Here is a 23,064-nt window from a genome sequence, read left to right as displayed (position 1 = left end):
GGAATCATGAAACTGTGGTTTATGAATCTTGCGATAAAAAAGAAATTACTGGTAACATTTTCTTCCATTATTATAATATTTCTTATAGTTAACGGTATTGCGCTGTTGAACATGAAAACAATTAATTCCCACGTTGAACTGTTCGCGGAGGAGTTGCTGCAGGGAACCGACTTACTGCTTCAAATCGACAGGGATATGCAGCAGGCTCTGGTAGCCCAAAGAACTATGATTTTTTCGAATGTAGGAAGCGAGCAGTTTGAAGCTTTGAAAAAAGACAATCAAGAAAACATTCAACAGGCTATCGACCGCTGGAATAAATTCAAGGCGATCGACGTCGACGGCATCGACAAATCTTTATACGAAAAATACGAATCGTCGCGGGAAGAATGGATTAAATATTCCGACAGAATAGTATCGGCGCGCGAAAGCGACACTCCCGAAGGTCGTCTAGAAGCGATTGAATTGTCTTTCAGTGAAGGAAGCCGTTCCTTTGAAGAGGCGCGGGACGTTATCGATAAACTTACCGAACAGATCGAATCTTTAGCAGTATCCGAAAAGGAAGACGCTCTGGCGTCTTATAATAACGCCTCCGCCATTTCGATTATCGGTTTGATTCTGTCGTTCTTGATTGCTCTGGCTGGAGGATATCTCCTCTTTAATTCAATCGGAAAACCGATTACGGAGGCTACCGGAGTAATGACCGAATTGAAAAAAGGTCATTTGAACGTGAATCTCGACGTTAAATCGAAAGACGAAGTAGGAGTGCTTTCCGAGTCGATTAACGATTTTTCGAAAACACTGCGCGGCTTTAACGAAATTATGAATAAAGTGTCGACGGGCGACTTGAGCAAAGAAGCCGAAATCCTCGACGCCAAAGACGAACTTACTCCCGGATTAAACAAAATAGTTACGACTTTAAGGCGCCTTAGAGAAGAAACGCTTAAACTTATCAGCTCGTCTCTGGAAGGCAATTTGAACGTGCGCGGCAACGTAAACGGGCTCGACGGAGTCTATAAAGAAATAATCGACGGTTTTAATAAAACGCTCGACGCAATCATTCTGCCGATTCAGGAAGGAGCCGAAGCTCTCGAGAAAATTGCCGAAGGCGATTTGACGGTCAGAATCGACAGCGATTATAAAGGCGACTTCAGGATTATCAAGAACAGCATCAATCAACTCGGCGAATCGTTTAATAATATACTGAATGAACTGGTGGCTTCCGTTCAAGCTGCAGCCAGCGCGGCAAACCAGATTTCCGCAAGCACGGAAGAAATGGCGGCGGGAGCTCAGGAGCAATCGGCTCAATCGTCTGAAGTAGCCGCCGCAGTGGAAGAAATGACTCATACTATTCTGGAGACCACAAAGAATGCCGAATTCGCTGCAAAAGCCGCCAAAGAATCGGGCGAAACTGCGCGCAACGGCGGCAAGGTTGTAGAAGAAACTATTGCCGGCATTAATCGGATTGCCGAGGTTGTTCAGAAATCAGCGGCAACGGTTCAAAAACTCGGATTGAACAGCGATAAAATCGGCGAAATTATTCAGGTTATCGACGAGATTGCAGACCAGACGAACCTACTGGCTCTCAACGCGGCAATCGAAGCGGCTCGCGCCGGCGAACAAGGACGCGGCTTTGCGGTTGTAGCAGACGAAGTGCGAAAACTTGCCGAAAGAACTACCAAAGCCACTAAAGAAATAGCTTCGATGATTAAGGAAATACAGAAAGACACTTCGGGAGCTGTCGAATCGATGCGGCAGGGAACCGAAGAAGTTGAAAAAGGCAAATCCTCGGCAGACAAAGCCCGCGAATCGCTTAAGGCAATTATTAACGGCGCCGAAGAGGTTGTGGATATCGCTTCTCAAGTTGCAGCCGCAAGTCAACAGCAGGCTACAGCCGTCGAACAAATCGGCAAAAATATCGAATTCATTAATAACGTAACAGGTCAATCGGCAATGGGAATTCAGCAAATTGCCAAAGCAAGCGAAAATCTCAGGTATCTCACGGAAAATCTGCAATCATTGGTAACGCATTTCAAAATAGAAGCTGTATCCGGTGTCTCTCAAACCAAGCTCCTCAATGTCGGTTAATCCCTTAAATCCCGCACACTCCCCTTACAATGCCCGCGCCCTGCGGGCATTTTTTATTTCAAACCGAATAACTTTTTAAATTCTTCGGCGTCGTTTTCCATCTCTTTGATTCTTTGAATTTCTTCGTCGCCTCCGCGTCCGCTGTTAATTCGCTTTGCAAACTCTTCCGAAGAGACGACTTTGCAGCTGTTTACTTTTGCGTATTCCGCTAGCTGCCTGTCCGACGTAACCAATATAATCTTGCGTTTCGATTTCGAATTGTCGATCTCAAGTCGAATCTTTTCGTCGGATGTTCTGTTCCCCGAATAAATTATTTTTCCTTTTGTAAATAAAACGGGAATGTTTTCATGTCCGTCGAAGTGGAGCGTAACTTTGCATTTCTTCCCCGCGAAATGAACGTTTAGAATCCTCGCCAGTTCTTCCCTGTCCGTCCCTTTGTTTACGGTCTTCTTTTTTTTCAGTATTTTTCCGATTAAGTTATTTCCGTCTATTATATAATGATTCATAAAAAACGCGGGACTTTTTTATGTTGAAAAAATTATCGATTACCGGATTGATTTTAATTATGCTTGCCTGTACAAAGGAAGTACCTGAAACCGAAAAAAATATACTTCAAACTACGGAAAAAAAGAAAATTGTAAAACTGATCGATTCGTTTTACGGGAATTTCAACCGAGGAAATATCGACAGCGCGTTGACGGCGGTCTCGAAGAATTACAAAGGAATTGTTTCGGAAGCCGAAGAAATATCTGGAGTGGAAAATTACAGAAAAGAACTATTTCAATACAAAACCGCATATCCCGACGGCAGATGGAAATATTCTTTGGAAGAGCTCTTTGTAAGGGACGGCATCGGATACGTAATAATATTGAGCAGTTTTGTTGTGCCCGATCCGGTAGAGCCTGAAGGCAACCCGATTTATTCGGAAAGAAGCATGAAAGTGCTGTTGAAGAACAACGAGGGCGAATGGAAAATCTACCGTTCGGTAAGCGTGCCGGTTTTTACTTATTGAGCGGTTAATGATTCTTCGATTACGCTTTCCCAGCTTGCCAGCATCTCTTTGTCGAGGCGCATAACTCCGTCGTATGTAACGTTTGGAGGCGGAGGATAGAAGTTTGCGACCGCCTGGAATAATTCTCCCCTGTAATTCAAAGGCGACCTTTCGAGTATCGAAAGTAAAGAAACGGCGTCTTCCCCTTTTGCATTCTTTATTATGCCCGATATAGTCTGCGGAGTTATATAGCCGGCGTCGAATTGTTCTGCGAAGTTTTCGAAAGCCCGGTCGACTCCGATCCTCAAAGGCGTCCCGGGAGAAAAATTACGGAATTTTACAAAGTAACCGTCTTTGATTTTAATCCGGTCGTTGATATAAACCGCGCCGTTTGTTACCGTCAATTCTCCGTTGCCCTTATTTAAATAAAATTCGTACGAAGCTATATCGCCTTTCAATTCGTTGTTTTCGAACTCGACCGTCAATCCGAGGTGTCCGAGTTTGTCGTCGGTTTTAACGGTTCCGTAATCGAGATAGATAATATTATTTTTCTTTTGCGCTCGTTTAAGCAATATCGAAGATTTTCCGGCGAGTTCGAATCTCCCTTCGCCGGGAATAATTATTCTGACGATAGAGGAGTCGGCGCATGACAGCCGTTCGCCTTCGTACCAGAATGCGTCCGTATAATTGAGTCCCTTCAATTCGAAAACGCCTTTGACGCTTTCGACTGTCCAGGGCGAATTTGCAAGACTGTTCAGATAGAAATAATAAGCGAGCGCCGAGAAAAGCAAAATGCCCGCCGCAATTATTAGAATTATTTTTCCGGATGAGAGCCGCGAATGCGAGGTTTTCAGCGACCGGCTCATCCGGCTCTTTTTTGTCAAGCCCCGGGTTTCTTTCAATAATTTTTCCTGGCGGGATTGCTCGCGCAGCTTTTTAATGTCGTCGATAATTTTAGTTTTGCGTTCGTTGTTGAGTTGGTTGAGAGATTTTCTCAGCAGTTCTTTCGAAAGCAATTCGATCAGGTCGGCGGGCGGTTCTACGGAATAAGGCAGCGATTTAAGGAGTTCGAAAAATCGATTGAACTTGTCGTGTTTTTCGCGGCATTCCGCGCATGTTTCAATATGAATCTTAAGTTCGCGCAGCGATTTCTCGTCGAGCGTTTCGTCGATATACTTATGCAGATAAATATAAATGTCGTTGCAGTTCATCTTTTGCACACCGCGTCGATTAAATATTCGCGCGTTTCCATCAAAGCCGTGACTATTTCGTCAGCGTTGTCGTACCAGAGGAATTCCGCAATCTTGCCGTAATCGTAGCCTTCCAAGTCGTGCAATACGAAAATTGTGCGGCGGAAGTAATCGAGATTCATTATAAGCGTTTCGAGTTTCTTTTTATTGTCGTCCGGGAGTTCGTCCGGCAGTTTTATCATGCTCGATTTATTGATTTTGGGAATGGCTGTGGTAATTGCGATTTGTTTTATCCAGAGCGCAAACGGAATTTTATAGTCGTACTCTTTAATTTCTTCCCATGCGTTCAAAAACGCCTGAACCGTAACGGAACGCGCTGAGTTATAATCCGCGGTTAAACGATAGACAGTAGTAAAAACGCTTTTCAGATTGATTTCGCACAGGTCGAAAAAGGCGTTCTTTCTGCCCGCCTGCGAAAGCTCGACGAGGTAATTGACGTAGTTTGTATTTTCCGACTTGCCAGGCATTAAATTGTCCCGGTCATATTTACACCGCTAATTTATTAATACTTAAGCTGAGATTCAGAAAAAATATTATTAATTAATTGAAAGTAATAGATAAAAAAGAAAAAATTATTTAATTTGAAGCACAATTTGAATGTCCTATGATAGAGGGTATTGTGGGGTATTTATTAGAAAGATTGCCAAGATTACCAAGATTGCATGATTACCAAATTACCAAGATTGCAAGATTGCCAAGATTGCGGGAAGGCAGGGTTGCAATTGTTAGATATTCAAAAAAACGGGAATATTTAACGGAGGCGAAACGTGAGAATTCAATTTAGTTTAACGCCGAATACTGAACTGGTGCCGTTCGATTATCAATATTATCTCGTTGGAAGATTTCATAAATGGCTGGGGAGAAACGAGATTCACGACGAAGTAAGTTTGTATTCGATAAGCTGGTTAAAGGGCGGCAAGATGGCGCGGAACGGATTTAATTTTCCGGAAGGAGGACGGTGGTTTATCGGTTTCTGGAGCGAAGAAATAGGGAAGAGATTAATTGCCGGAGCTATGGACGATCCCGATGTATGCTGCGGAATGAAAGTCTCGGTGATTCAAATTCAGGAAGAGCCGAAATTTGCAGAAAGGGAAAGATTTATTGCGGCAAGTCCTGTATTTATTCGAAAGTACGACGAGAATAGGAAAGCGATACATCTTACTTTTAAAGACGAAGAGGCGGATTTTTATCTGACCGAAGCTCTTAAAACAAAATTAAAACATGCGAATCTCGATTACGAAGTAAAGGTAAGTTTCGACAGAAGTTACAAACGTGCGAAGACGAAACTGGTAAGAATAAACGGCATAGAAAACCGCGCTAATTTTTGTCCCGTAATAATTGAAGGCGACCCCGCAGCCGTAAATTTTGCATGGAATGTTGGAGTCGGGCATTCGACCGGATGCGGCTTCGGCGCGCTGGAGTGAGAAAAATATAATAAATACATAAAGGATTTATATTAAACTGGAAATAAAAAAAGGAATATTTGAATGATAAAGGAGATATCAAATTTTGTAGAGAAAATTGATGAAAATTATTTTACAGACGGTCTAAATCCTTCAGCGGGACTTCATATTTGGATTAGACTTAATGATGAAGGCAAAATTCAAGAATTTAAATATTGGCTAATTAAAAAAAATACTAAGAAAGAAGAAGTAGAAAAATATTCAGAATTTGGAATTAGAGATTATTATTCTAATTGGCTATCAAATAATAAGACTATGGATATTGGTGGAGATGGGAAAAAAATGCAGATACTTTCTGCAAATCCGTTTTCAATATTTTTTACCAAATCAAGTTTAGATAATGGACAAATATTTTTAAAAATTCCAGTTTATTACGATAATTTACTAAACCTAAAAACTTACAACGAAAAATTAAAATTTTCTGACGACGAACTTAATAGAGTAATTCTAATAAAAAATTTTTTGATAAATAATTTAAAGGAAAAATTAAATGACATTCCTTTGCTAAAGGAGTTGCAAAATAAAGAAAAAATAAAAATATACTTTGATGAAAATATAGAATCAGTTAAAAAAGCTTATGAGAGATATTTAGCTAATAAATTGTTCTTAGTTGACAACGATGAGTTAAATATAACTATCACAGAAAACGAAAAAGAAATTAAGTATGGAATTATAGCTTTTTTATCAACTTTAGGTGAAGCAAAAAAACCATTTTTGACACACCAAACAACTAACTTTAAAATAATCAATAGGTTTGAAACCACTTATCATAGAAATGCTTTCAAATTTAGAAAGTTACTAGAAAATAAAAAACTTCCTAACCCACTCCCCATTTTTATTGATGAAGATGAGATGTTTAATAAAAGAGTTGTTGAATTATATAATAAAGATGGGGTTTTGAGTTTTCATCAGATAATTCATAGGCTAATTGAAGATTATAAAAGGGATCTTTCAAATTACTATTTAATATTTTGGAATAGAAAGGGTGGTTTGACAATACACGACGTTGATTTTGTCCCGCTCTTTAAATTTAAGCTTGATAATTTCTTTATAACGAACCACTTCTTAAAGGAGGGTTTCAAAGGAAAGATTGAAAATGTATTTCAATTCGAGTCTGAAATAGTTCATAGGATTTTTAGCAATGTCCTAATACAAAAATCCAAAGAGGATAAAACAAGCAAAGAAAGAAAAATATCATACAGATATTTCGATGAAATTGATTACAACTCGAAATTTATGACGAAAACTACCCATATAAATGTTTTGAAATATAGAAAGAGTTTCTATGATTTTATTTATAAGTCGAAGACTAACGCTATTACATCTTTAATGTTTAATCAACTGATGTTGTCAACAATTATTGATGATATAAAACATCATAACAATAAAAGTGGTTACAGTACAACAGACTACAATATTAGAGAAAAGCTAAACATTTATTTTTCATTAAATAAAAATTTTGGAGGTGAGAATATGGGATCAAAAATCCAACCGCTACAAGAAAAATTAAAACGATTGTTGACGGAACCAGATGTTCACATAGAATCAGATGAAGAATTTGCTTTTTATGCTGGACAGCTTGTTTATTACATTATTTATCAAAGTGAAGCTTCAAATAAAACACATGCACTTATGGAACCATATATTACTAAGAATGATCCAGAACTATTTAAATTTACAATAGCAAGGGGGATTGATCAATACAAACACAAATTACCTTTCGGGACTAAGAAATTTCAAAAGCTTGCAAGTGAAGTACTCGGCTGGCAAACGGAAACAAAGATCAAAGATGTGCTCCCACTTTTTTTAGCCGGTTATTTTTCAAATTCACTTTTATTTGAATCATCAAAATAAATTAAAAGGAGAATAAAAATGTCACAAGAATTTAGAAACAGAGTATTTGGTGCAGTAATTATTAAGTCAATCAATTCAAATTTTAATGCAGATTTTACACATCATCCAAGGACATTACCGGATGGAGTAGTGTATTCAACGGATAAAGCGCTAAAGTATGCAATAAAGGATTATTTCAAAAAAATGAATAATCAGGAAAATATATTTTATACAAAAAGATTAAATGAAAATTTAAATCCGTTGACATTAGACGAAACATACGAAAGGCTTTTTGGCGAATATCCCAAGAAAGAAAAAGGTGAAATTGTAAGAATGAGGGTACTTGAAAACCTGCTTAAATGTTTAGACGTAAGATTATTCGGTGCTACCTTTGCCGGAAAGGCAAATATATCAATTCATGGACCTTTGCAAATTAATCATGGGGTTAATAAATATCCAGAAAATGATATATATACAGAAGATATCCTATCGCCATTTAGAAATCCAGGTAAAGAAGGAAGCGAAGAAAAAGAAATGTCTACTCTGGGCAACCAAACTAACCTAAAGGAAGGACATTACGTTTTCCATTTTTCAATAAATCCCCAAAATACTGATGAATTTTATGAAATGGTAAACAAAGATAAATCAGATGATCACAAGCTTTGTTTATCTACAGATGATATTATTAAATTAAAAGAAGCGCTTAATAATTCTGTAACAGCTTTAGACTCTTCAAGAAAAATAGGAACTGAAAACGAAGCAACTATTTGGGTGCAGCTTAAAGCGGGTTCAAAAAAAGTATTACCAAGTTTTACAGAATTAATTACCGTTAAAAGAGAGAATGATTTGTCTGTGATTAATTGTGAAAAAATCCAGGAAAATTTAATTGAAGTTGATGACGATGTTGAGAAAGTTGAAATCTACTATAATCCGGTTACTACAAAAATTATTGGATGTAATAAAAATAATAAAACAAAACATTACAACATATTAAATAACAAAGAGTTGTAAAATGAGTAACAACGAAGCAAAAATAGTATCGATTGATTTTAAAGCTTCTTTTGGGGTACTCAAGAAATATGATATTAATGAAGATATTTATCTAACATACAATTGTTTGCATAAACCTGCTTTGTTAGGAATGTTTGGTGCTATTATAGGGCTTAAGGGATATTACCAAGCATTTATTGAGGGTAGAAGGGAACCGGAATATTATGAAAAATTCAAAAATATGAAAATTGGGATTCAGCCGATTAATTCATCAAACGGTAATTTTCTAAAAACAGTAATAGTTTATAACAACAGTGTGGGTTATGCAAGTAAAGAAACGGGCGGTAATTTGGTCGTAAAAGAACAAACATTAATTTCACCAAGTTATAGAGTTTACATATTGTTAGATAAAGATGAATACTCAATAAAACTTTATAAATACCTAAAAAATGTTGAAGCCGAATTTATTCCGTACTTGGGGAAAAATGATTTTCAAATTTTTTGGGATAAACCAAAAGAGCATAAAGCAATAAAGTTCAATCCAAGTTCTTCATTTTCTATTTCATCAATTTTTATAAAAGAAGATATTGTAAAGGCACATTTACAAGAGAGTTTTTCTATTGACTTTGGCAATGAAAATAAAGAGCCGTTTTTTATGTATTTTGAACGGTTGCCTATTGGGTTTAGTCAAATCACAAAAAACTATGAATTAGCTGAATTTGTTTATACAAATGCTGTGTTTAAACCCTCTTTTGAATTAAGTAATCTTTATGAAATTGAATGTGAAGACTGTAACAAGCAAATTATTCAGGTGTTTTGATGATAACTTTTGCTGAAATCATGTCTAATGACAACTTTACTATTTTAAGACAACTGAAAGATGGAGAAAAATATTATGCTCACATTAAAGGTGATAGCAAAGAAACTCTTTCAGAACATACAAATTTAGTAATGAAATACTTTGATAGGCTTGTAACTGAAAATAATCTTGAAAGTCTAATCGATAGATTAATTGAAAAGGATGTTGTGAAAGTATTTTCAAGTCTCAATCATGAACTACAAAACCTTGTTAAAACAATGTTTGTTGGAACAATTTATTTTCATGATTTCGGTAAAATCAATGAAAACTTTCAAAGGGAAAAGATGTTAAATTTATCTTTTCCCCAAATTAATAATGGGATCTCGTCCGATCATTCTATTTTAAGTGCATATTTATTTTTAGCTTATTTTTCGAAGATAATTTTTAAAAGTACCTTCCCTGATAAGGAAAAATTTTACTTATATACTTTTTCAATTATACTCTCACATTCTATTTTTAAACATCATAGGATAATAAATGATGCTTTTAAGTACAGCATTAATGAAACTTTACTCGAAGCATTAGATCATTATTATGATCGATTCATTGGAAATTTCTTCATAGAAAGAAACTATCTTGCCCAACTACTTAAAAAAAATGATGAATTTGCAAACTTTAAATCAGATTACACAGATGATTCTGCAATCTACATACTTTTAAAATTAAATTCTTCGTTATTAACCGCATCTGATTATCTAGCTACAAATGAGTTTATGCTTGGATGCAAAGTTGAAGATTATGGAACACTTACTCCAAAGGTAAGATCAAAAATAATAAAAGGGATAGAGAATATTCCTTATAATAAGTCATTATATGAAAATTTCGATTATTACACGTCTCTCGAATCTGAAAATCTGCAAGAATTTTCAAAGGAGTCTTTAAATCATATCAGACAAAAATTATCATCTGAGGTAATAACGAATTTTAGAAATAATAAGAATAAAAAACTTTTCTATATTGAGGCGCCTACGGGTAGCGGAAAAACTAATTTATCTTTGTTGGTTATATCCGAATTACTAAAAACAAGAAGTGATATAACAAAAATATTTTACGTATTTCCGTTTACTTCCCTTATTACTCAAAATATTAATGACTTCCGAACATATATGGAGCTAGGCGAAAATGAGATTATACAAATACACTCAAAAGCTCCTTTTAATCATAACGCTAGTGATGACTTATATGGTTCTTTGCATCAAAATTATATAGACGCTTTATTTGTGAACTTCCCTTTTGTTTTATTGAGTCATATTAAGTTTTTTAATTCACTTATTTCTAATGATAAGGAAGATAATTATTTATTACATAGAATTGCTAATTCGGTTGTGATAATTGATGAATTGCAGTCTTATACACCTTCCGAATGGGATAAGCTAAATTATTTGATTAATGAGTTTTCCGAATCACTCAATATTACCTTTGTTCTAATGTCTGCAACATTACCTAAAATAAGTCGACTGCTTGTTAATAAAACAAAAGATTATTTTGTTTATTTAGTAAAGGACAAGAAATCTTATTTCAATAACCCTAACTTTGCGAATCGGGTAAGATTTAATTTTGATTATTTGAACCATTCGCAATTATCATTTTCAAATGAAAGTTTTGCTGATATTGTCTTAAAACATTCAGAAGATTATTATGCAAATGAAAAGCATGTGCATACTTTAATTGAGTTTATAACAAAAAAATCAGCAAAATCTTTTTTTGAATTTATTACTCCATTTAAAGAAAAAGGGTATGATTTAATTTTTATTGATGGAACAGTTTTAGAACCGAGACGAATTGAAGTAATTGAGTATCTTAAGTCAGATGAGCGAAGAGATAAAATTATAATAGTTGCAACACAGGTTATAGAAGCTGGTTTAAATTTGGATATGGATATAGGTTTTAAGGATACTTCAATATTAGATGCAGAAGAACAATTTGCAGGTAGAATTAATAGAAACGCTTCTAAATTAAATTCTATTGTTTATTTATTCAATTCTGGTAATGCTAAATCTGTTTATGAAGAAGACTTGAGATTTAAGGTACAAAATAAAGTCAAAAAAGAAATCCTTAACGAAATTTTAAAAGAAAAAGATTTTGATAAATATTATTCTCATGTATTTGAGAATATAATCAACTATAATAACGATGTATTTGCAGAAAATATTTCCTCATTTCTAAATTCATTAAGATTATTAAAATATTGGGATGTGAGGAATAGTTTTAAACTAATAGATAACAAAACAATTTCAATTTTTGTCCCGCTATGTGTTGGGAAAAAATATTTTTCTTTCAATGAACTAATATTTCTCAAACATAATAAAATATTTAAAGAAGGAGATACTCAAGTTAATGGTGAAGGCGTTTTTGAATTGTATTTACATTTGATTTCACAAAAAGGTGATGATGTCGGATTTTTACAAAACAAAGCAGAGCTTAAAATATTGTCGGCAATTATGTCAAAATTTGTTTTTAATTCTTACTTAAATAACAATTTCTTTAATATATTAAGACATTATGGAGAGGAATGTCACGGTTACTTTTATTTGTATAATTGGCAGAAAGTATATTCTTATGAAAATGGTTTGAAAGCAGACTTAGAAACGGATTGCAATTTTTTATAGACAATAATAAATAAAACTAATTGTGAAATAATATTTGTATTAACCAAATTGAAGATTACTGGCACTCATATCTGTTATTACTTTCATTGTCATCGACACCTTTGGCTTTTTGCTCATTCGATTAATATGGAACATACCAATGATATTGTGGCAATGGGCAAGTTTATATCCGAATCTACATACGAAAGAGAAAAACACGAAATTCATATTACAGACGATGAAGACGATATTGTGCTCGATTTTTACGACTCGAAAACCAAAACTATACACGAAGTAAAAAAATCAGACAAAATGGAAGAAACTCACGTCTGGCAGGTAAAATTTTATATTTACGTGCTTGAAAAAATGGGCATTGATAATGTAAGAGGAGAGATTAATTATCCGAAATTAAAACAAAAGGCGGAAGTAACGCTGACGGAAAGCGACAGAAAAAAACTAAAAGAAATACGAGAAGAAGTCAAAAAAATAGCAGAACTAAACGTTCCGCCGGTAGTAATCAACAAACCTTTTTGCAAACAATGCGCTTATTATGAATTATGCTATGTATGAGGGGAGATTGGCTGGCAAATTATCAAATTGCAAATTACCAAATTACCAAATTGCAAATTAACAAATTGGCTCGCTGAAAAAAGTTAATAAATTCAAAGGGACGTTAATTATGATACGAAAATTTGAAGATTTAAAAGTATGGCAAGACGCGAGAATGTTCGTAAATGTAGTATACAATTTGACAAATAGCGACGTCTTCAGAAGAGACTACGGATTAAAAGACCAGATTCAAAGAGCGTCGGTTTCGATAATGAATAATATAGCGGAAGGTTTCGAAAGAGACAGTAATAAAGAGTTTGTTAAATTTCTTTTATATGCAAAAGGTTCTGCCGGCGAAGTAAGATCTCTATTATATATAGCCTACGACCTTCATTATATTGCCAAAGAAGAATTCGAAACGGCATTGGAACAATCATTGAATATCATAAAACAGATTTCAAAATTCATAAGTTACTTAAAAACAAAAACAAATTAATCTTGCAATCTTGGTAATCTTGGTAATCTTGCAATTTGATAATCTTGGTAATAAAAAAATGAAACGAAATTACTACATATTCAGTTCGGGAAAATTGATTCGCAAAGACAATACGCTTTACTTCGAACCCGGGGAGTCTTCGGAGCCGGAAGAAGTAAGCGATACTGAAGAAATCGAAGTCGAAGACGAGTCGGTAACCGAAAACGACGCGGAAGAAAGGGAGCCTACTCGGTTACCTCGCAAGCCGATTCCCGTTGAAGATATCGATTCGATCTATTGTTACGGCGAATTAAAATTCAACACAAAATTCTTGAACTTCCTCGCCCGGAAGGAAATTATACTTCATCTGTTCAATTACTACGGCTATTACACTTCTTCGTTTTATCCTCGCGAACCTTATTTGTCTGGCAAGCTTTTGGTTGAGCAGGTTAAAAGGAATCTGGATAAAGAGGCTCGTCTGGAGATTGCTAAAAGATTCATAATAGGAGCCGCGGAAAACATCAAAAAAAATTTACAGTATTATAACGGTCGCGATAAAGACCTTTCGTATTTTATCGATAAAGCCGAGGAAGCAATTCGAAAAATACCCGGCTGCGGCGACGTGCAGGAGCTGATGGGTATCGAAGGCAATTTAAGGTCGGACTATTATATGGCATGGAATTTAATAGTAAATCCCGAAATTAATTTTACAAAGCGGGAAAAACGTCCGCCTTCCAATCCCGTTAACGCGCTTATATCATTCGGTAATTCGCTGGTTTATACCGTTGTGTTGAGCGAAATTTACAGAACACAGTTAAATCCCCTGATCAGTTATCTTCACGAGCCGGGAGAAAGAAGATTTTCCCTGGCTTTGGACATAGCGGAGGTATTTAAGCCGTTGCTCGCCGACAGGATTATTTTTTCTTTGCTCAATAAAAATCAAATACAGGAAAAACATTTCAGCAAAGAACTCAACAAGTGTTATTTGACTGAAGACGGAAGGAAAATATTTCTAAAGGAATTCGACGAAAAGCTTAAAACTACTATAAAACACAGGCAGCTTAAAAGAAACGTAAGTTACAGGCATTTGATAAGACTGGAATGTTATAAGTTAATTAAACATATTTTAGGCGAAAAAGAATATAAACCGTTTACAATCTGGTGGTAAAATGTATGTAATTGTGGTTTACGACGCGGCTCCGAAAAGAGGCGTAAAGTTAATGAAATTTTTAAGACAACATTTGAACTGGGTTCAAAATTCTGTTTTCGAGGGAGAACTTACCGAGAGCGGATTTGAAAACCTGAAACACGGTATAAAAGATATAATAAACGACAAGAAAGACAGCGTAATTTATTACCGGTTCGATTCGCAAAACTATCACTACAGAGGAATAATAGGCGTGGAAAAAAATGAAATCGATTCGTTTATATAAATCGGTCGGACGCCTCCCCAATGACTGGTCAATTAAGCTCGAACACACAAAAGTCGTCGACCTCCCGGCGTTTTTGCATTATCGGAGGTCGACGACGCAAAGTGAAAAAAATCCTTGCAAAACAGGCTGAAAATAAGGATATTTAACGGTTTTAATCGTACTATTGTAGAATTGAAATATGTAATAGAATCTGATGGAGACAAAGTGGTAGGGGATGGTTTTAATCGTACTATTGTAGAATTGAAATAACAAAGAAGCCTGCGATAAGTTGAAAGACCAGATTAGTTTTAATCGTACTATTGTAGAATTGAAATAAATGTTACTAATCGTTTTGCTCTCTATCACTTTTGGTTTTAATCGTACTATTGTAGAATTGAAATAGCAATGCCCTCACCTTCGCATTCGTTTCTGCCAGTTTTAATCGTACTATTGTAGAATTGAAATGTACTTTGAGTTCTTCGTCCTTTACGACGAGCCTCTGTTTTAATCGTACTATTGTAGAATTGAAATATGTAATAAGTTATTTTTTCCTTATCATACCATTCGTTTTAATCGTACTATTGTAGAATTGAAATTAGAAAAAGACAAGACAGGCGAGTGGTGTTCTTACTGTTTTAATCGTACTATTGTAGAATTGAAATAACGATGAATTTAGTTACGAATTCGGGCTGGAACCGTTTTAATCGTACTATTGTAGAATTGAAATTAGAAAAAGACAAGACAGGCGAGTGGTGCTATTACGTTTTAATCGTACTATTGTAGAATTGAAATAAAAAATATAAAACGGCGGGAATGATGAACGGGAGAGTTTTAATCGTACTATTGTAGAATTGAAATAATTGATCTGCGACGTCCGCTTCTATTTCCATGCTCGAGTTTTAATCGTACTATTGTAGAATTGAAATTAGATACGCGCAGAGCTTTGTTTAGTTCCATCTTTAGTTTTAATCGTACTATTGTAGAATTGAAATGGGAAATATTCCAATGGAGTCTTATTAGTTACATTGTTTTAATCGTACTATTGTAGAATTGAAATAAAAAGAAGCGAACGACGAAGCTATAGCCGTCCTGGTTTTAATCGTACTATTGTAGAATTGAAATAATTCTCGGCAAAAATTATAAAGAATGCGGGTTCGGGTTTTAATCGTACTATTGTAGAATTGAAATAAATTATAATTTGAATGCCGTAAACCTCATCGGAAGTTTTAATCGTACTATTGTAGAATTGAAATTTAACTAATTTTGTTCCCGGAGTAAGCGGCATAGCTTCGTTTTAATCGTACTATTGTAGAATTGAAATGATGGATGTTGACATCGATATTGTTTGCCCGGATGCGTTTTAATCGTACTATTGTAGAATTGAAATATTGAAATACGAACGCGAAATGTTCGAAGAAGCCGGAAGTTTTAATCGTACTATTGTAGAATTGAAATGACGAATCGTTGTTTGGTCTGACTTTTTTGTCAGAGTTTTAATCGTACTATTGTAGAATTGAAATGCGGGAGTCTCGAAAGTGCCGGTTATAAGCCTTTCGGGTTTTAATCGTACTATTGTAGAATTGAAATGCTTTATGCATCATCATCATCATCATCAAAAGTTCAGTTTTAATCGTACTATTGTAGAATTGAAATAAGAACAAATAGCAGAATTAATACTATCCGAACTTGGTTTTAATCGTACTATTGTAGAATTGAAATTAAAAGGGAACATAAAGGAAAAGGAAGAATTAATTAAGTTTTAATCGTACTATTGTAGAATTGAAATGCTGAAATATTCCGATTCGGTCTTTCCTTTGCGCTGTTTTAATCGTACTATTGTAGAATTGAAATTTTATTAATGTCTATATTAATCCCTATGCGCGAATAATGTTTTAATCGTACTATTGTAGAATTGAAATAACTTATTATTTAATGTTTCAATGATATAAGCTATAGTTTTAATCGTACTATTGTAGAATTGAAATATGGTCAGCCGCTGTGATTGCGGCTATGTCAACGGGTTTTAATCGTACTATTGTAGAATTGAAATCCTTGCCAGAATAATGATATTTTCTGACGAAGGCATTCGCGTTTTAATCGTACTATTGTAGAATTGAAATGCCTTCTACACTTGCAAAATTGAAAAAAGAAGACATGTTTTAATCGTACTATTGTAGAATTGAAATAACCTTGAAATCAACGGGGATAATGTTAGAATGAAGTTTTAATCGTACTATTGTAGAATTGAAATTCCGATTCCGCCGGAGTATCTTACCTCGTGCCCGTGGTTTTAATCGTACTATTGTAGAATTGAAATAAATATTCAATCAAAAACGGTAAGATTGTTATCGAGTTTTAATCGTACTATTGTAGAATTGAAATTTGATTTTCAAATTCGGGGGTGTTCGTAAAGGCATAGTTTTAATCGTACTATTGTAGAATTGAAATTAGAAGTCAAGAAATATCTAAGGGCGTATATTGATAGTTTTAATCGTACTATTGTAGAATTGCCCCGCTTACAGCGGGGTCACCGTTCGTCCGTCAGTCGACGGACTCACTCCGAAAATCCGATGTTACAAATTGGCTTGTGGTATGTTGTATTAATCGTACCCGACTCCGACGGGTTACCGGACGCTGAGCCTGTCGAAGCGTTGTTGTGGCTATGTTCAGGCGGATACTGAGCTTGTCGAAGCGTTATTGCCGCTAGGTTCAAGCGGACGCTGAGCTTGTCGAAGCGTTATTGTGGCTAGGTTCAAGCGGACGCTGAGCTTGCCGAAGCGTCTCCGTTCGTCCGTCAGTCGACGGACTCACTCCGAAAATCCGATGTTACAAATTGGCTTGTGGTATGCTGTATTAATCGTACCCGACTCCGACGGGTTACCGGACGCTGAGCCTGTCGAAGCGACGATATCCCGTTACGATAAGTACATTCTGCAGTTATAAGAAATAGATCAACCTAAATCGCCGCCCCATGTAAAATCGTTGAACGAGGGTGTCGGATACCGGGCGGCTATTATTATCTTCGAGATACCGATTCTTTTTGCAAGAGTTTTAATCTGATTTTTATCCTGAACAGTAGCTCTTTCTTTGACTTCAATTGCAGTTTTACCGTTAAGTATAAAATCGATTTCTTTGCCGGTCTTTAATGAATAATATTGAAGTTTGCCGTGAAATTTTAATTGATTAAAGACAGCATTCTCGAATTGTACGCCGCTGCCGACTTCGGTAAGTCGGTTTAATAATCCGTTGTCGTTAATAAAAATCTTAGGAGCTTTTACGATTTCTCTGTCAGGATTTTTGGTAAATACGGGAACCCTCGTAATCACAAAAGTCTTTTCGAGCAGGTCAATATAATTATAAACTGAAGGCCTGGATATTCCAGTTAATGAAGATAGTTTTGTATAATCCAGGCGCGTAGCCGCCCTCACTGCAAGCATTTTAAGAAGATTAAATAAATTTTTTTGATCTCTGATATCAGCGATATTTTTAATGTCAATATTTAAATACGAACTCAGAATATCGTCGATAATGTCAATTTTATCTTTAATAGTTCTTGCTAAAACGACTTCGGGAAAACCTCCGTATCGAATGAATTCTTCATAATGCTTTTTAAGACGTTCATACTCAGCGGGTAGGAATTGTCGGCCGATTGTTTTGGGCGATGTGTAAGGGATGCCTTTGAAATGAAGAAATTCCCTGAAACACAGCGTATTCAGCTCGAAAACTTTTTTTCTTCCGGCTAATGACTCGCCGAATAAATTCTTTATGTAATAGCTGCTTGAGCCGGTTATAATAAATTTTATTCGATAATTATCGTATAAATATTTGATTGCGCTAACTATACCCGGTAGAAGTTGTATCTCGTCTATGCCAATAAGCGCTTCCTCTTTGAAATCTAGTCCCCGTGAAGCGAGAGACAATATAATGTTATCGTAATTTTTTTCGGAAAAAAGTTCCCGGTTGTCGATACGTTCCAGGTCTATGTAAATTTTATTGTCGGTTTTAAATTCTTCAAAAAGTTTTTTTAACAGCGTTGTTTTTCCGGTTCTCCTTAATCCCGTAATTACTGTAATCTGCTTTCTGGAAAGATGCTCCCTTAAATCCGTGTATATTAGGCGTTCCTTGTAATTATACATTTTCATCATTGATACTATTTGTCAAGCATAATTTACGAATAGTACTACTAAATGTAAAATAGTGTTGACCGTCAATAAATAATCCTGTTTAACGACGGTTAATCTATAGTTAAAAGCTTTAAGTGTTGTGTTCTTCTCTTGTGGGAGGGTTAAATTATCTTTTTGTTGAGGCGACAACTGCAGGTAATGTGATGTTGATGATTCCGCACGCTTCGATAAACTCAGCGTGCGCCAGAATCTTCTCTCAGTTCACGCTTCGATAAACTCAGCGTGCGCCTCTAAGTCTCTTCTATTCGATTATTGACAGATTTTATTATAAAAAGGATGCAAAAATATTCCATAACAATTTGTTAATCTTGCAATTTGGTAATCTTGTAATCTTGCAATTTGGCAATCTTGGTAATTTGGTAATATTTAAAGTAGACAAAAACCGAAAAAATATTTATTTTGACTTTCGCATGAAGGGCAAAAAGAGGGGTAACCGGTAAATCGCATCGCGCAATTTCCTTTCCTGTTAATTATTTGTTTTAATAAACAGGAGTCAAAAATGAAAATCGTACGAATGAACAAAATTCAAGGCGGGGGAAAAACCGTCGCGTTTTTCGATATTCAAACCGACGACGATATTGTAATTAAAGGGTTCCGGCTGGTAAACGGCGCCAACGGTTTGTTCCTTTCAGCTCCAAATGAAAAGGGCAAAGACGGAAAATTTTACGAAACGGTAATTCTACCGAAAGAAATGAAAAAAGACCTGGAGAAAAAAGCGGTCGACGAGTACAACAAATAACTTTAATTCAATAAAATCGTATTTTTGACCGTATAAAATCACAACGGTATATTATGGCAATTTTCGATTCCGAAGCGGATAAATACGACCAATGGTACGAAACGCCTCCGGGTAATTTTATTCACATGTTAGAAATGAAGGCGGTTCTTTCGCTGCTCGATCCGAAGGAAGGGGAAAGTGTTTTAGACGCCTGCTGCGGTACGGGCAATTATTCGATTGAATTGGCAGGACGGGGATGCAGCGTTACGGGAGTCGACAATTCAAACAATATGCTTGATGTTGCAAAAAAGAAAGCTCTTTCCCGGAACTTAAATTTAAATTTTGTATTAGCCGACATTCATAAACTGCCGTTTGAAAACGAACGTTTTGATTCCGCCGTCTGCGTGGCGGCGGTCGAATTCTTCGGCAATCCTTCCAAAGGCGTCGATGAAATTTTCAGAACGGTCAAAAAGGGCGGTAAAGTCGTTATCGGTTTTATTAATAAAAAAAGCGGGTGGGGCGAGTTATACGAATCGGAATATTTCAAAGAAAATACCGTATTCAAATACGCCAGACTGTTCGATATCTCCGAAATCCGCTCGTTTCATCCGGATGAATTGATCGCCGTACGGGAAACTTTGTATACACCTCCCGGCGAAACAGAGCCTTCGCTCGATAAAGAAATGAATTATTCGAAAATAAATAAACCGGGATTTATAGCGGCGTTATGGCAAAAAAAATAATGACATGCGAAATCGCGTTCGTTCCGGTTCAATCTCACGATTATATCGCCGAAGTGAACGCCGTCCTCGATATTATAAAAAAAAGCGGACTCGAATTTAATATCGGCGAAATGTCGACTTTAATAAAAGGAGAACCGGAAAAGATTTTTTCTTTGTTAGAGAGAATTTATAACGAAAGATGCGATGAATCGAAATTTATAATGTCGGTAAGAATGTCCAACGTTTGCGGATGTTAAAAAAAGCCCGCCGGACTTACGAACGGCGGGCGTTCTATAACTTATTTCATTTCTTTCTTTTTCATTTCCATCTTTTCTTTTGCTTTCGTTAAATTTTTGCATGCGTCGTCTACGGAAACCTCTTTTAATTTCATGCCGCATGCAGGACATTCTCCTGCCTCGTCTGAAATTTCATTCGGGCACATTGAGCATTGAAATACTTTTCCGTCTTTGTTCTTGTCATAATCCTTTGCGGATTTCATTTCCATTTTATGATTGTGATCCTTCTCTTTTCCGCAGATTGCTTTATGAACTTCGTCGACGGTCATTTCGTGCAGCTCGGCTCCGCATTTGGAACATTTTCCCGCTTCATCCTGGTAAACTTCGCACTTGGGACAAGCGAATACTTTGCCGTCTTTATTGGCGTCGGTCTTTTGAATTTTTTCGACCATCATTTTGCATTTGGCTTCGTGGTCGTCTTTCTTGTCCTGTGCCTGAATGCCCGTAATAAAAACGGTCAATAAAACGATAAGGGCTAATTTGAAGATTTTCATAGCGTACTCCTTTTTATGTTGTTGGTTGGATTGTATAACGCGCTTTTACAATCGATCTTAAAACAAATCTGCGCTTGCATAAAGATAATATTTACCTTTGTAAATTCACTGTCAATTAGTTGACATAATAAAAACATTCCGCTATCGGAATAAGTTTACAAACTTACGTTTTTTTTAGTCTTAAAAAGCCGCGCAATTTAAAGCGACGCTCTGAATATTATTTCGCGCGTCAATGTTTGTAGTTCGGAATTAAGAAACTGAGTCCCGACGGAAATCCGGCAAAACGGAAAAGTCAGCGGAAATAATCATTAAAAATATTTAAAGAAATATTTAAGATTATTTAAATGACCGGCGACAAATGGCTGTAAATGGATAAAAAATGAATAATTGACAATGGCACGACAGTTGCATATTAGCGTATGGACACAATTAACGGAGGAGCACATGAAACTCAGGTTCTTTAAAGCCGCAGCCTTTTTAGCAGTAGCTCTTATACTTACCGGCATTAATGCCGATATCTACGGAAAAAACTTTAACGCAATGAAATATCGCTCGACGAAGGCGGAGATTTATTCCGCTAAAAAACCGAGCCGGTTTCTTAAATCCAAACGGCACGGTTTCGACGTTTACAATGCGAAAGTTATCGCCGTAAAGCGGACGCTCCAAAAGAGGACAAGCGTTTTCAGAAGCAGTAAAGCCCATATGTAATTTAATTAGGGCGGACAATTTAAGGTCCGCCCGGATAATTGAAATCTTAAAGAAGGGGGAAGTTATGAAAAGGTTAGAACCGTATCCGGTAGCGGTGTCTCTCTTTTTTATTTTCACTATATTCTACGGTATTTGTATAAGCATCGGTCTGATTTTAACCGACTCGGGAAGCAACTCTATCTGGCAGATGCACAAAATATGGCTTTTGTTTTTACCGGGATTTAACGGTCTCGATTCTCTCAGTATTTTAATTGGTCTTCTGGAAGTGTCGGTCGGATCTTATGCATTCGGCTATATTACGTTTCCAATCTACAATTATCTGCTGCGCGATAAATTCAAAAAGAATTCTTACCAGCCTAAGTTGATATATCTCAGGTTCAAAAGTCTTTTCTTATCGTTTGCAGTCTTTCTGATTCTTGTGTTTACGCTGTGCGTCGTCTACGATATTTTAATGCCGCCGCAATACAGCATGATAAAAATATGGGAGATACTGTTGCCCGGATTCAAAAGTTTGAATTTCTATAGTTACTTACTCGGTATCGTCGAAATTATTATATACAGCGCTTATACGGCTTTAATAATTTCGGGTACGTTGAATTATTTTGAAAAGTCCAAGAACGCTGAAATATCGTAGGAGGAGAAGATGAAAAAATATAGTTCCGTTTATTTCGGTATCATTACAGGCGTAGCGGGAGCGGCGTTGTTTCTTTTGTCGATTATTAAAACGCTCGTTTCCGATATCGACGCCTTGCCTTATATTAGAGCTATAGTGCCTTTTGTCGATTCAATTACTATTTATACGGTATTGGGAGGACTGGCGGCGGCGTTTATTTGGGGCTGGGTTCTGGGATTCTTTTTTATGCTTATTTATAACTGGATAGACAATTATTTCTTCGAAAAAGGAGAATAAGCAAATGGAAATCGATCCGGTATGCGGAATGGAGTTGAATAACATCGAATCGGCGCCGCGGATTGCATATAATGGCAGGATGTACTATTTCTGCTGCCCCAAATGCAAATCGTTGTTCGTCAAAGCTCCCGAAAGTTACGTCGATTTCTTTGATTCGTCAATCGAATTGAATGGCATAAAGCCGGATAAATGCGATTGCGACAAGTCGATGCTTTATATAAAAGGTTATCGATTCTGATTGGCCTGTATTATATTCCGCTCATGTACTGATAAGCAATTTGATGAATCTAACGATGGAATGGGTATGGATGGCAAAGCGAATAAAAATAACAGCGGTAAATTTATAGCCGACCCCGTTTGCGGCATTGTTATTCATAATATACTTCTGGCTCAGGAGTCGGTATATAAAGGCAAAACATATTTTTTCTGTTCGGAAACATGCAAAGCAAAATTCGATTTGAATCCGGAAAAATATATTAAGATTAAAAATAAAGAGACGCGTCAACAATGATAAGCGTCGACCGTAATTCGGGAACA

24 protein-coding genes and 1 CRISPR repeat array are annotated in these 23,064 nt (G+C 36.1%); of the genes, 19 read left to right on the top strand and 5 right to left on the bottom strand.

Going from position 1 to position 23,064, the window contains the following annotated elements:
* Positions 1 to 6: 6 nt before the first annotated feature.
* A complete protein-coding gene (locus tag ACSSWA_RS05910) occupies positions 7 to 2,085 on the top strand; it encodes a methyl-accepting chemotaxis protein (RefSeq protein ID WP_437355633.1) in 2,079 nt (692 codons plus the stop codon).
* A gap of 53 nt (positions 2,086 to 2,138) precedes the next feature.
* Here ACSSWA_RS05910 and ACSSWA_RS05905 read toward each other — a convergent pair whose 3' ends face one another.
* Positions 2,139 to 2,591 carry an NYN domain-containing protein gene (locus tag ACSSWA_RS05905; RefSeq protein WP_437355632.1) on the bottom strand — a complete coding sequence of 151 codons (453 nt, stop codon included), beginning with the start codon at positions 2,589 to 2,591 and terminating at the stop codon, positions 2,139 to 2,141.
* 20 nt (positions 2,592 to 2,611) lie between these two features.
* Between ACSSWA_RS05905 and ACSSWA_RS05900 the strand changes: the two genes are divergently transcribed.
* The gene (locus ACSSWA_RS05900; RefSeq protein WP_437355631.1) at positions 2,612 to 3,097 is read left to right on the top strand and encodes a hypothetical protein; all 486 of its coding nucleotides are present in this window, start codon (positions 2,612 to 2,614) and stop codon (positions 3,095 to 3,097) included.
* On the opposite strand, the gene ACSSWA_RS05895 is transcribed toward ACSSWA_RS05900, so the two are convergent.
* A complete protein-coding gene (locus ACSSWA_RS05895) occupies positions 3,091 to 4,287 on the bottom strand; it encodes an anti-sigma factor family protein (protein WP_437355630.1) in 1,197 nt (398 codons plus the stop codon). The two genes, ACSSWA_RS05900 and ACSSWA_RS05895, sit on opposite strands and share 7 nt — an antisense overlap.
* Positions 4,284 to 4,793 (bottom strand): RNA polymerase sigma factor, encoded by a 510-nt coding sequence (locus ACSSWA_RS05890; protein WP_437355629.1) that lies wholly within the window; start codon positions 4,791 to 4,793, stop codon positions 4,284 to 4,286. Before ACSSWA_RS05890 ends, ACSSWA_RS05895 begins: the two co-directional genes overlap by 4 nt.
* A 300-nt stretch (positions 4,794 to 5,093) precedes the next feature.
* Between ACSSWA_RS05890 and cas6 the strand changes: the two genes are divergently transcribed.
* The 9 genes from cas6 to cas2 all read left to right on the top strand — a co-directional run bounded on the left by cas6 (position 5,094) and on the right by cas2 (position 14,516).
* On the top strand, positions 5,094 to 5,750 hold the full coding sequence (cas6, locus tag ACSSWA_RS05885) for a CRISPR-associated endoribonuclease Cas6 (RefSeq protein WP_437355628.1): 657 nt from the start codon (positions 5,094 to 5,096) through the stop codon (positions 5,748 to 5,750).
* 63 nt (positions 5,751 to 5,813) lie between these two features.
* Positions 5,814 to 7,643 carry a hypothetical protein gene (locus ACSSWA_RS05880; RefSeq protein WP_437355627.1) on the top strand — a complete coding sequence of 610 codons (1,830 nt, stop codon included), beginning with the start codon at positions 5,814 to 5,816 and terminating at the stop codon, positions 7,641 to 7,643.
* 18 nt (positions 7,644 to 7,661) lie between these two features.
* Positions 7,662 to 8,633 carry a type I CRISPR-associated protein Cas7 gene (locus ACSSWA_RS05875; protein WP_437355626.1) on the top strand — a complete coding sequence of 324 codons (972 nt, stop codon included), beginning with the start codon at positions 7,662 to 7,664 and terminating at the stop codon, positions 8,631 to 8,633.
* A gap of 1 nt (position 8,634) precedes the next feature.
* On the top strand, positions 8,635 to 9,432 hold the full coding sequence (gene cas5b, locus ACSSWA_RS05870) for a type I-B CRISPR-associated protein Cas5b (RefSeq protein ID WP_437355625.1): 798 nt from the start codon (positions 8,635 to 8,637) through the stop codon (positions 9,430 to 9,432).
* Positions 9,432 to 12,080, top strand: coding sequence for a CRISPR-associated helicase Cas3' (cas3, locus tag ACSSWA_RS05865; protein ID WP_437355624.1), 2,649 nt, complete (start codon positions 9,432 to 9,434; stop codon positions 12,078 to 12,080). The genes cas5b and cas3 overlap by 1 nt, the downstream gene beginning before the upstream one ends.
* Before the next feature lie 48 nt (positions 12,081 to 12,128).
* Positions 12,129 to 12,629 (top strand): CRISPR-associated protein Cas4, encoded by a 501-nt coding sequence (cas4, locus tag ACSSWA_RS05860; RefSeq protein WP_437355623.1) that lies wholly within the window; start codon positions 12,129 to 12,131, stop codon positions 12,627 to 12,629.
* Between the two features lie 109 nt (positions 12,630 to 12,738).
* On the top strand, positions 12,739 to 13,104 hold the full coding sequence (locus ACSSWA_RS05855) for a four helix bundle protein (protein ID WP_437355622.1): 366 nt from the start codon (positions 12,739 to 12,741) through the stop codon (positions 13,102 to 13,104).
* Between the two features lie 58 nt (positions 13,105 to 13,162).
* Complete coding sequence (cas1b, locus tag ACSSWA_RS05850) at positions 13,163 to 14,251, top strand: type I-B CRISPR-associated endonuclease Cas1b (protein ID WP_437355621.1); 1,089 nt, start codon at positions 13,163 to 13,165, stop codon at positions 14,249 to 14,251.
* 1 nt (position 14,252) lies between these two features.
* Entirely contained in the window at positions 14,253 to 14,516 is a 264-nt protein-coding gene (gene cas2 / locus ACSSWA_RS05845) for a CRISPR-associated endonuclease Cas2 (protein WP_437355620.1), read from the top strand.
* Positions 14,517 to 14,664: 148 nt separating this feature from the next.
* Positions 14,665 to 17,009: a CRISPR direct-repeat array (repeat unit 30 nt; unit sequence GTTTTAATCGTACTATTGTAGAATTGAAAT).
* Between the two features lie 437 nt (positions 17,010 to 17,446).
* Here the strand turns inward: cas2 and ACSSWA_RS05840 are convergent.
* The gene (locus tag ACSSWA_RS05840; protein WP_437355619.1) at positions 17,447 to 18,631 is read right to left on the bottom strand and encodes an ATP-binding protein; all 1,185 of its coding nucleotides are present in this window, start codon (positions 18,629 to 18,631) and stop codon (positions 17,447 to 17,449) included.
* Between the two features lie 547 nt (positions 18,632 to 19,178).
* Here ACSSWA_RS05840 and ACSSWA_RS05835 point away from each other — a divergent pair.
* The 3 genes from ACSSWA_RS05835 to ACSSWA_RS05825 are packed head-to-tail and all read left to right on the top strand — an operon-like array spanning position 19,179 to position 20,376.
* Positions 19,179 to 19,418, top strand: a complete 240-nt coding sequence (locus ACSSWA_RS05835) for a septation protein SpoVG family protein (protein ID WP_437355618.1) — start codon at positions 19,179 to 19,181, stop codon at positions 19,416 to 19,418.
* A gap of 20 nt (positions 19,419 to 19,438) precedes the next feature.
* A complete protein-coding gene (locus tag ACSSWA_RS05830) occupies positions 19,439 to 20,140 on the top strand; it encodes a class I SAM-dependent methyltransferase (RefSeq protein WP_437355718.1) in 702 nt (233 codons plus the stop codon).
* Positions 20,125 to 20,376: a YkoF family thiamine/hydroxymethylpyrimidine-binding protein gene (locus ACSSWA_RS05825; RefSeq protein ID WP_437355617.1), complete on the top strand. Its 252-nt coding sequence runs from the start codon at positions 20,125 to 20,127 to the stop codon at positions 20,374 to 20,376. The genes ACSSWA_RS05830 and ACSSWA_RS05825 overlap by 16 nt, the downstream gene beginning before the upstream one ends.
* Before the next feature lie 41 nt (positions 20,377 to 20,417).
* Here the strand turns inward: ACSSWA_RS05825 and ACSSWA_RS05820 are convergent, their stop codons facing one another.
* Positions 20,418 to 20,909, bottom strand: a complete 492-nt coding sequence (locus tag ACSSWA_RS05820) for a heavy metal-binding domain-containing protein (RefSeq protein ID WP_437355616.1) — start codon at positions 20,907 to 20,909, stop codon at positions 20,418 to 20,420.
* Between the two features lie 444 nt (positions 20,910 to 21,353).
* Here ACSSWA_RS05820 and ACSSWA_RS05815 point away from each other — a divergent pair, with 444 nt between their 5' ends.
* The 5 genes from ACSSWA_RS05815 to ACSSWA_RS05795 all read left to right on the top strand — a co-directional run bounded on the left by ACSSWA_RS05815 (position 21,354) and on the right by ACSSWA_RS05795 (position 23,038).
* Complete coding sequence (locus tag ACSSWA_RS05815; RefSeq protein ID WP_437355615.1) at positions 21,354 to 21,617, top strand: hypothetical protein; 264 nt, start codon at positions 21,354 to 21,356, stop codon at positions 21,615 to 21,617.
* A gap of 64 nt (positions 21,618 to 21,681) precedes the next feature.
* Entirely contained in the window at positions 21,682 to 22,251 is a 570-nt protein-coding gene (locus ACSSWA_RS05810; protein WP_437355614.1) for a hypothetical protein, read from the top strand.
* A gap of 9 nt (positions 22,252 to 22,260) precedes the next feature.
* Positions 22,261 to 22,527 carry a hypothetical protein gene (locus ACSSWA_RS05805; protein ID WP_437355613.1) on the top strand — a complete coding sequence of 89 codons (267 nt, stop codon included), beginning with the start codon at positions 22,261 to 22,263 and terminating at the stop codon, positions 22,525 to 22,527.
* A 4-nt stretch (positions 22,528 to 22,531) separates the two neighbouring features.
* On the top strand, positions 22,532 to 22,765 hold the full coding sequence (locus tag ACSSWA_RS05800) for a YHS domain-containing protein (RefSeq protein WP_014855476.1): 234 nt from the start codon (positions 22,532 to 22,534) through the stop codon (positions 22,763 to 22,765).
* A 66-nt stretch (positions 22,766 to 22,831) separates the two neighbouring features.
* Entirely contained in the window at positions 22,832 to 23,038 is a 207-nt protein-coding gene (locus ACSSWA_RS05795; protein WP_437355612.1) for a YHS domain-containing protein, read from the top strand.
* Positions 23,039 to 23,064: the final 26 nt, after the last annotated feature.

The sequence above is a fragment of the Melioribacter sp. Ez-97 genome, assembly GCF_051488665.1.
GTDB lineage: Bacteria > Bacteroidota > Ignavibacteria > Ignavibacteriales > Melioribacteraceae > Melioribacter.
The sequence above is the reverse complement of the archived record's forward strand: the minus strand, read 5'-3'. Positions and strand labels throughout refer to the sequence as shown.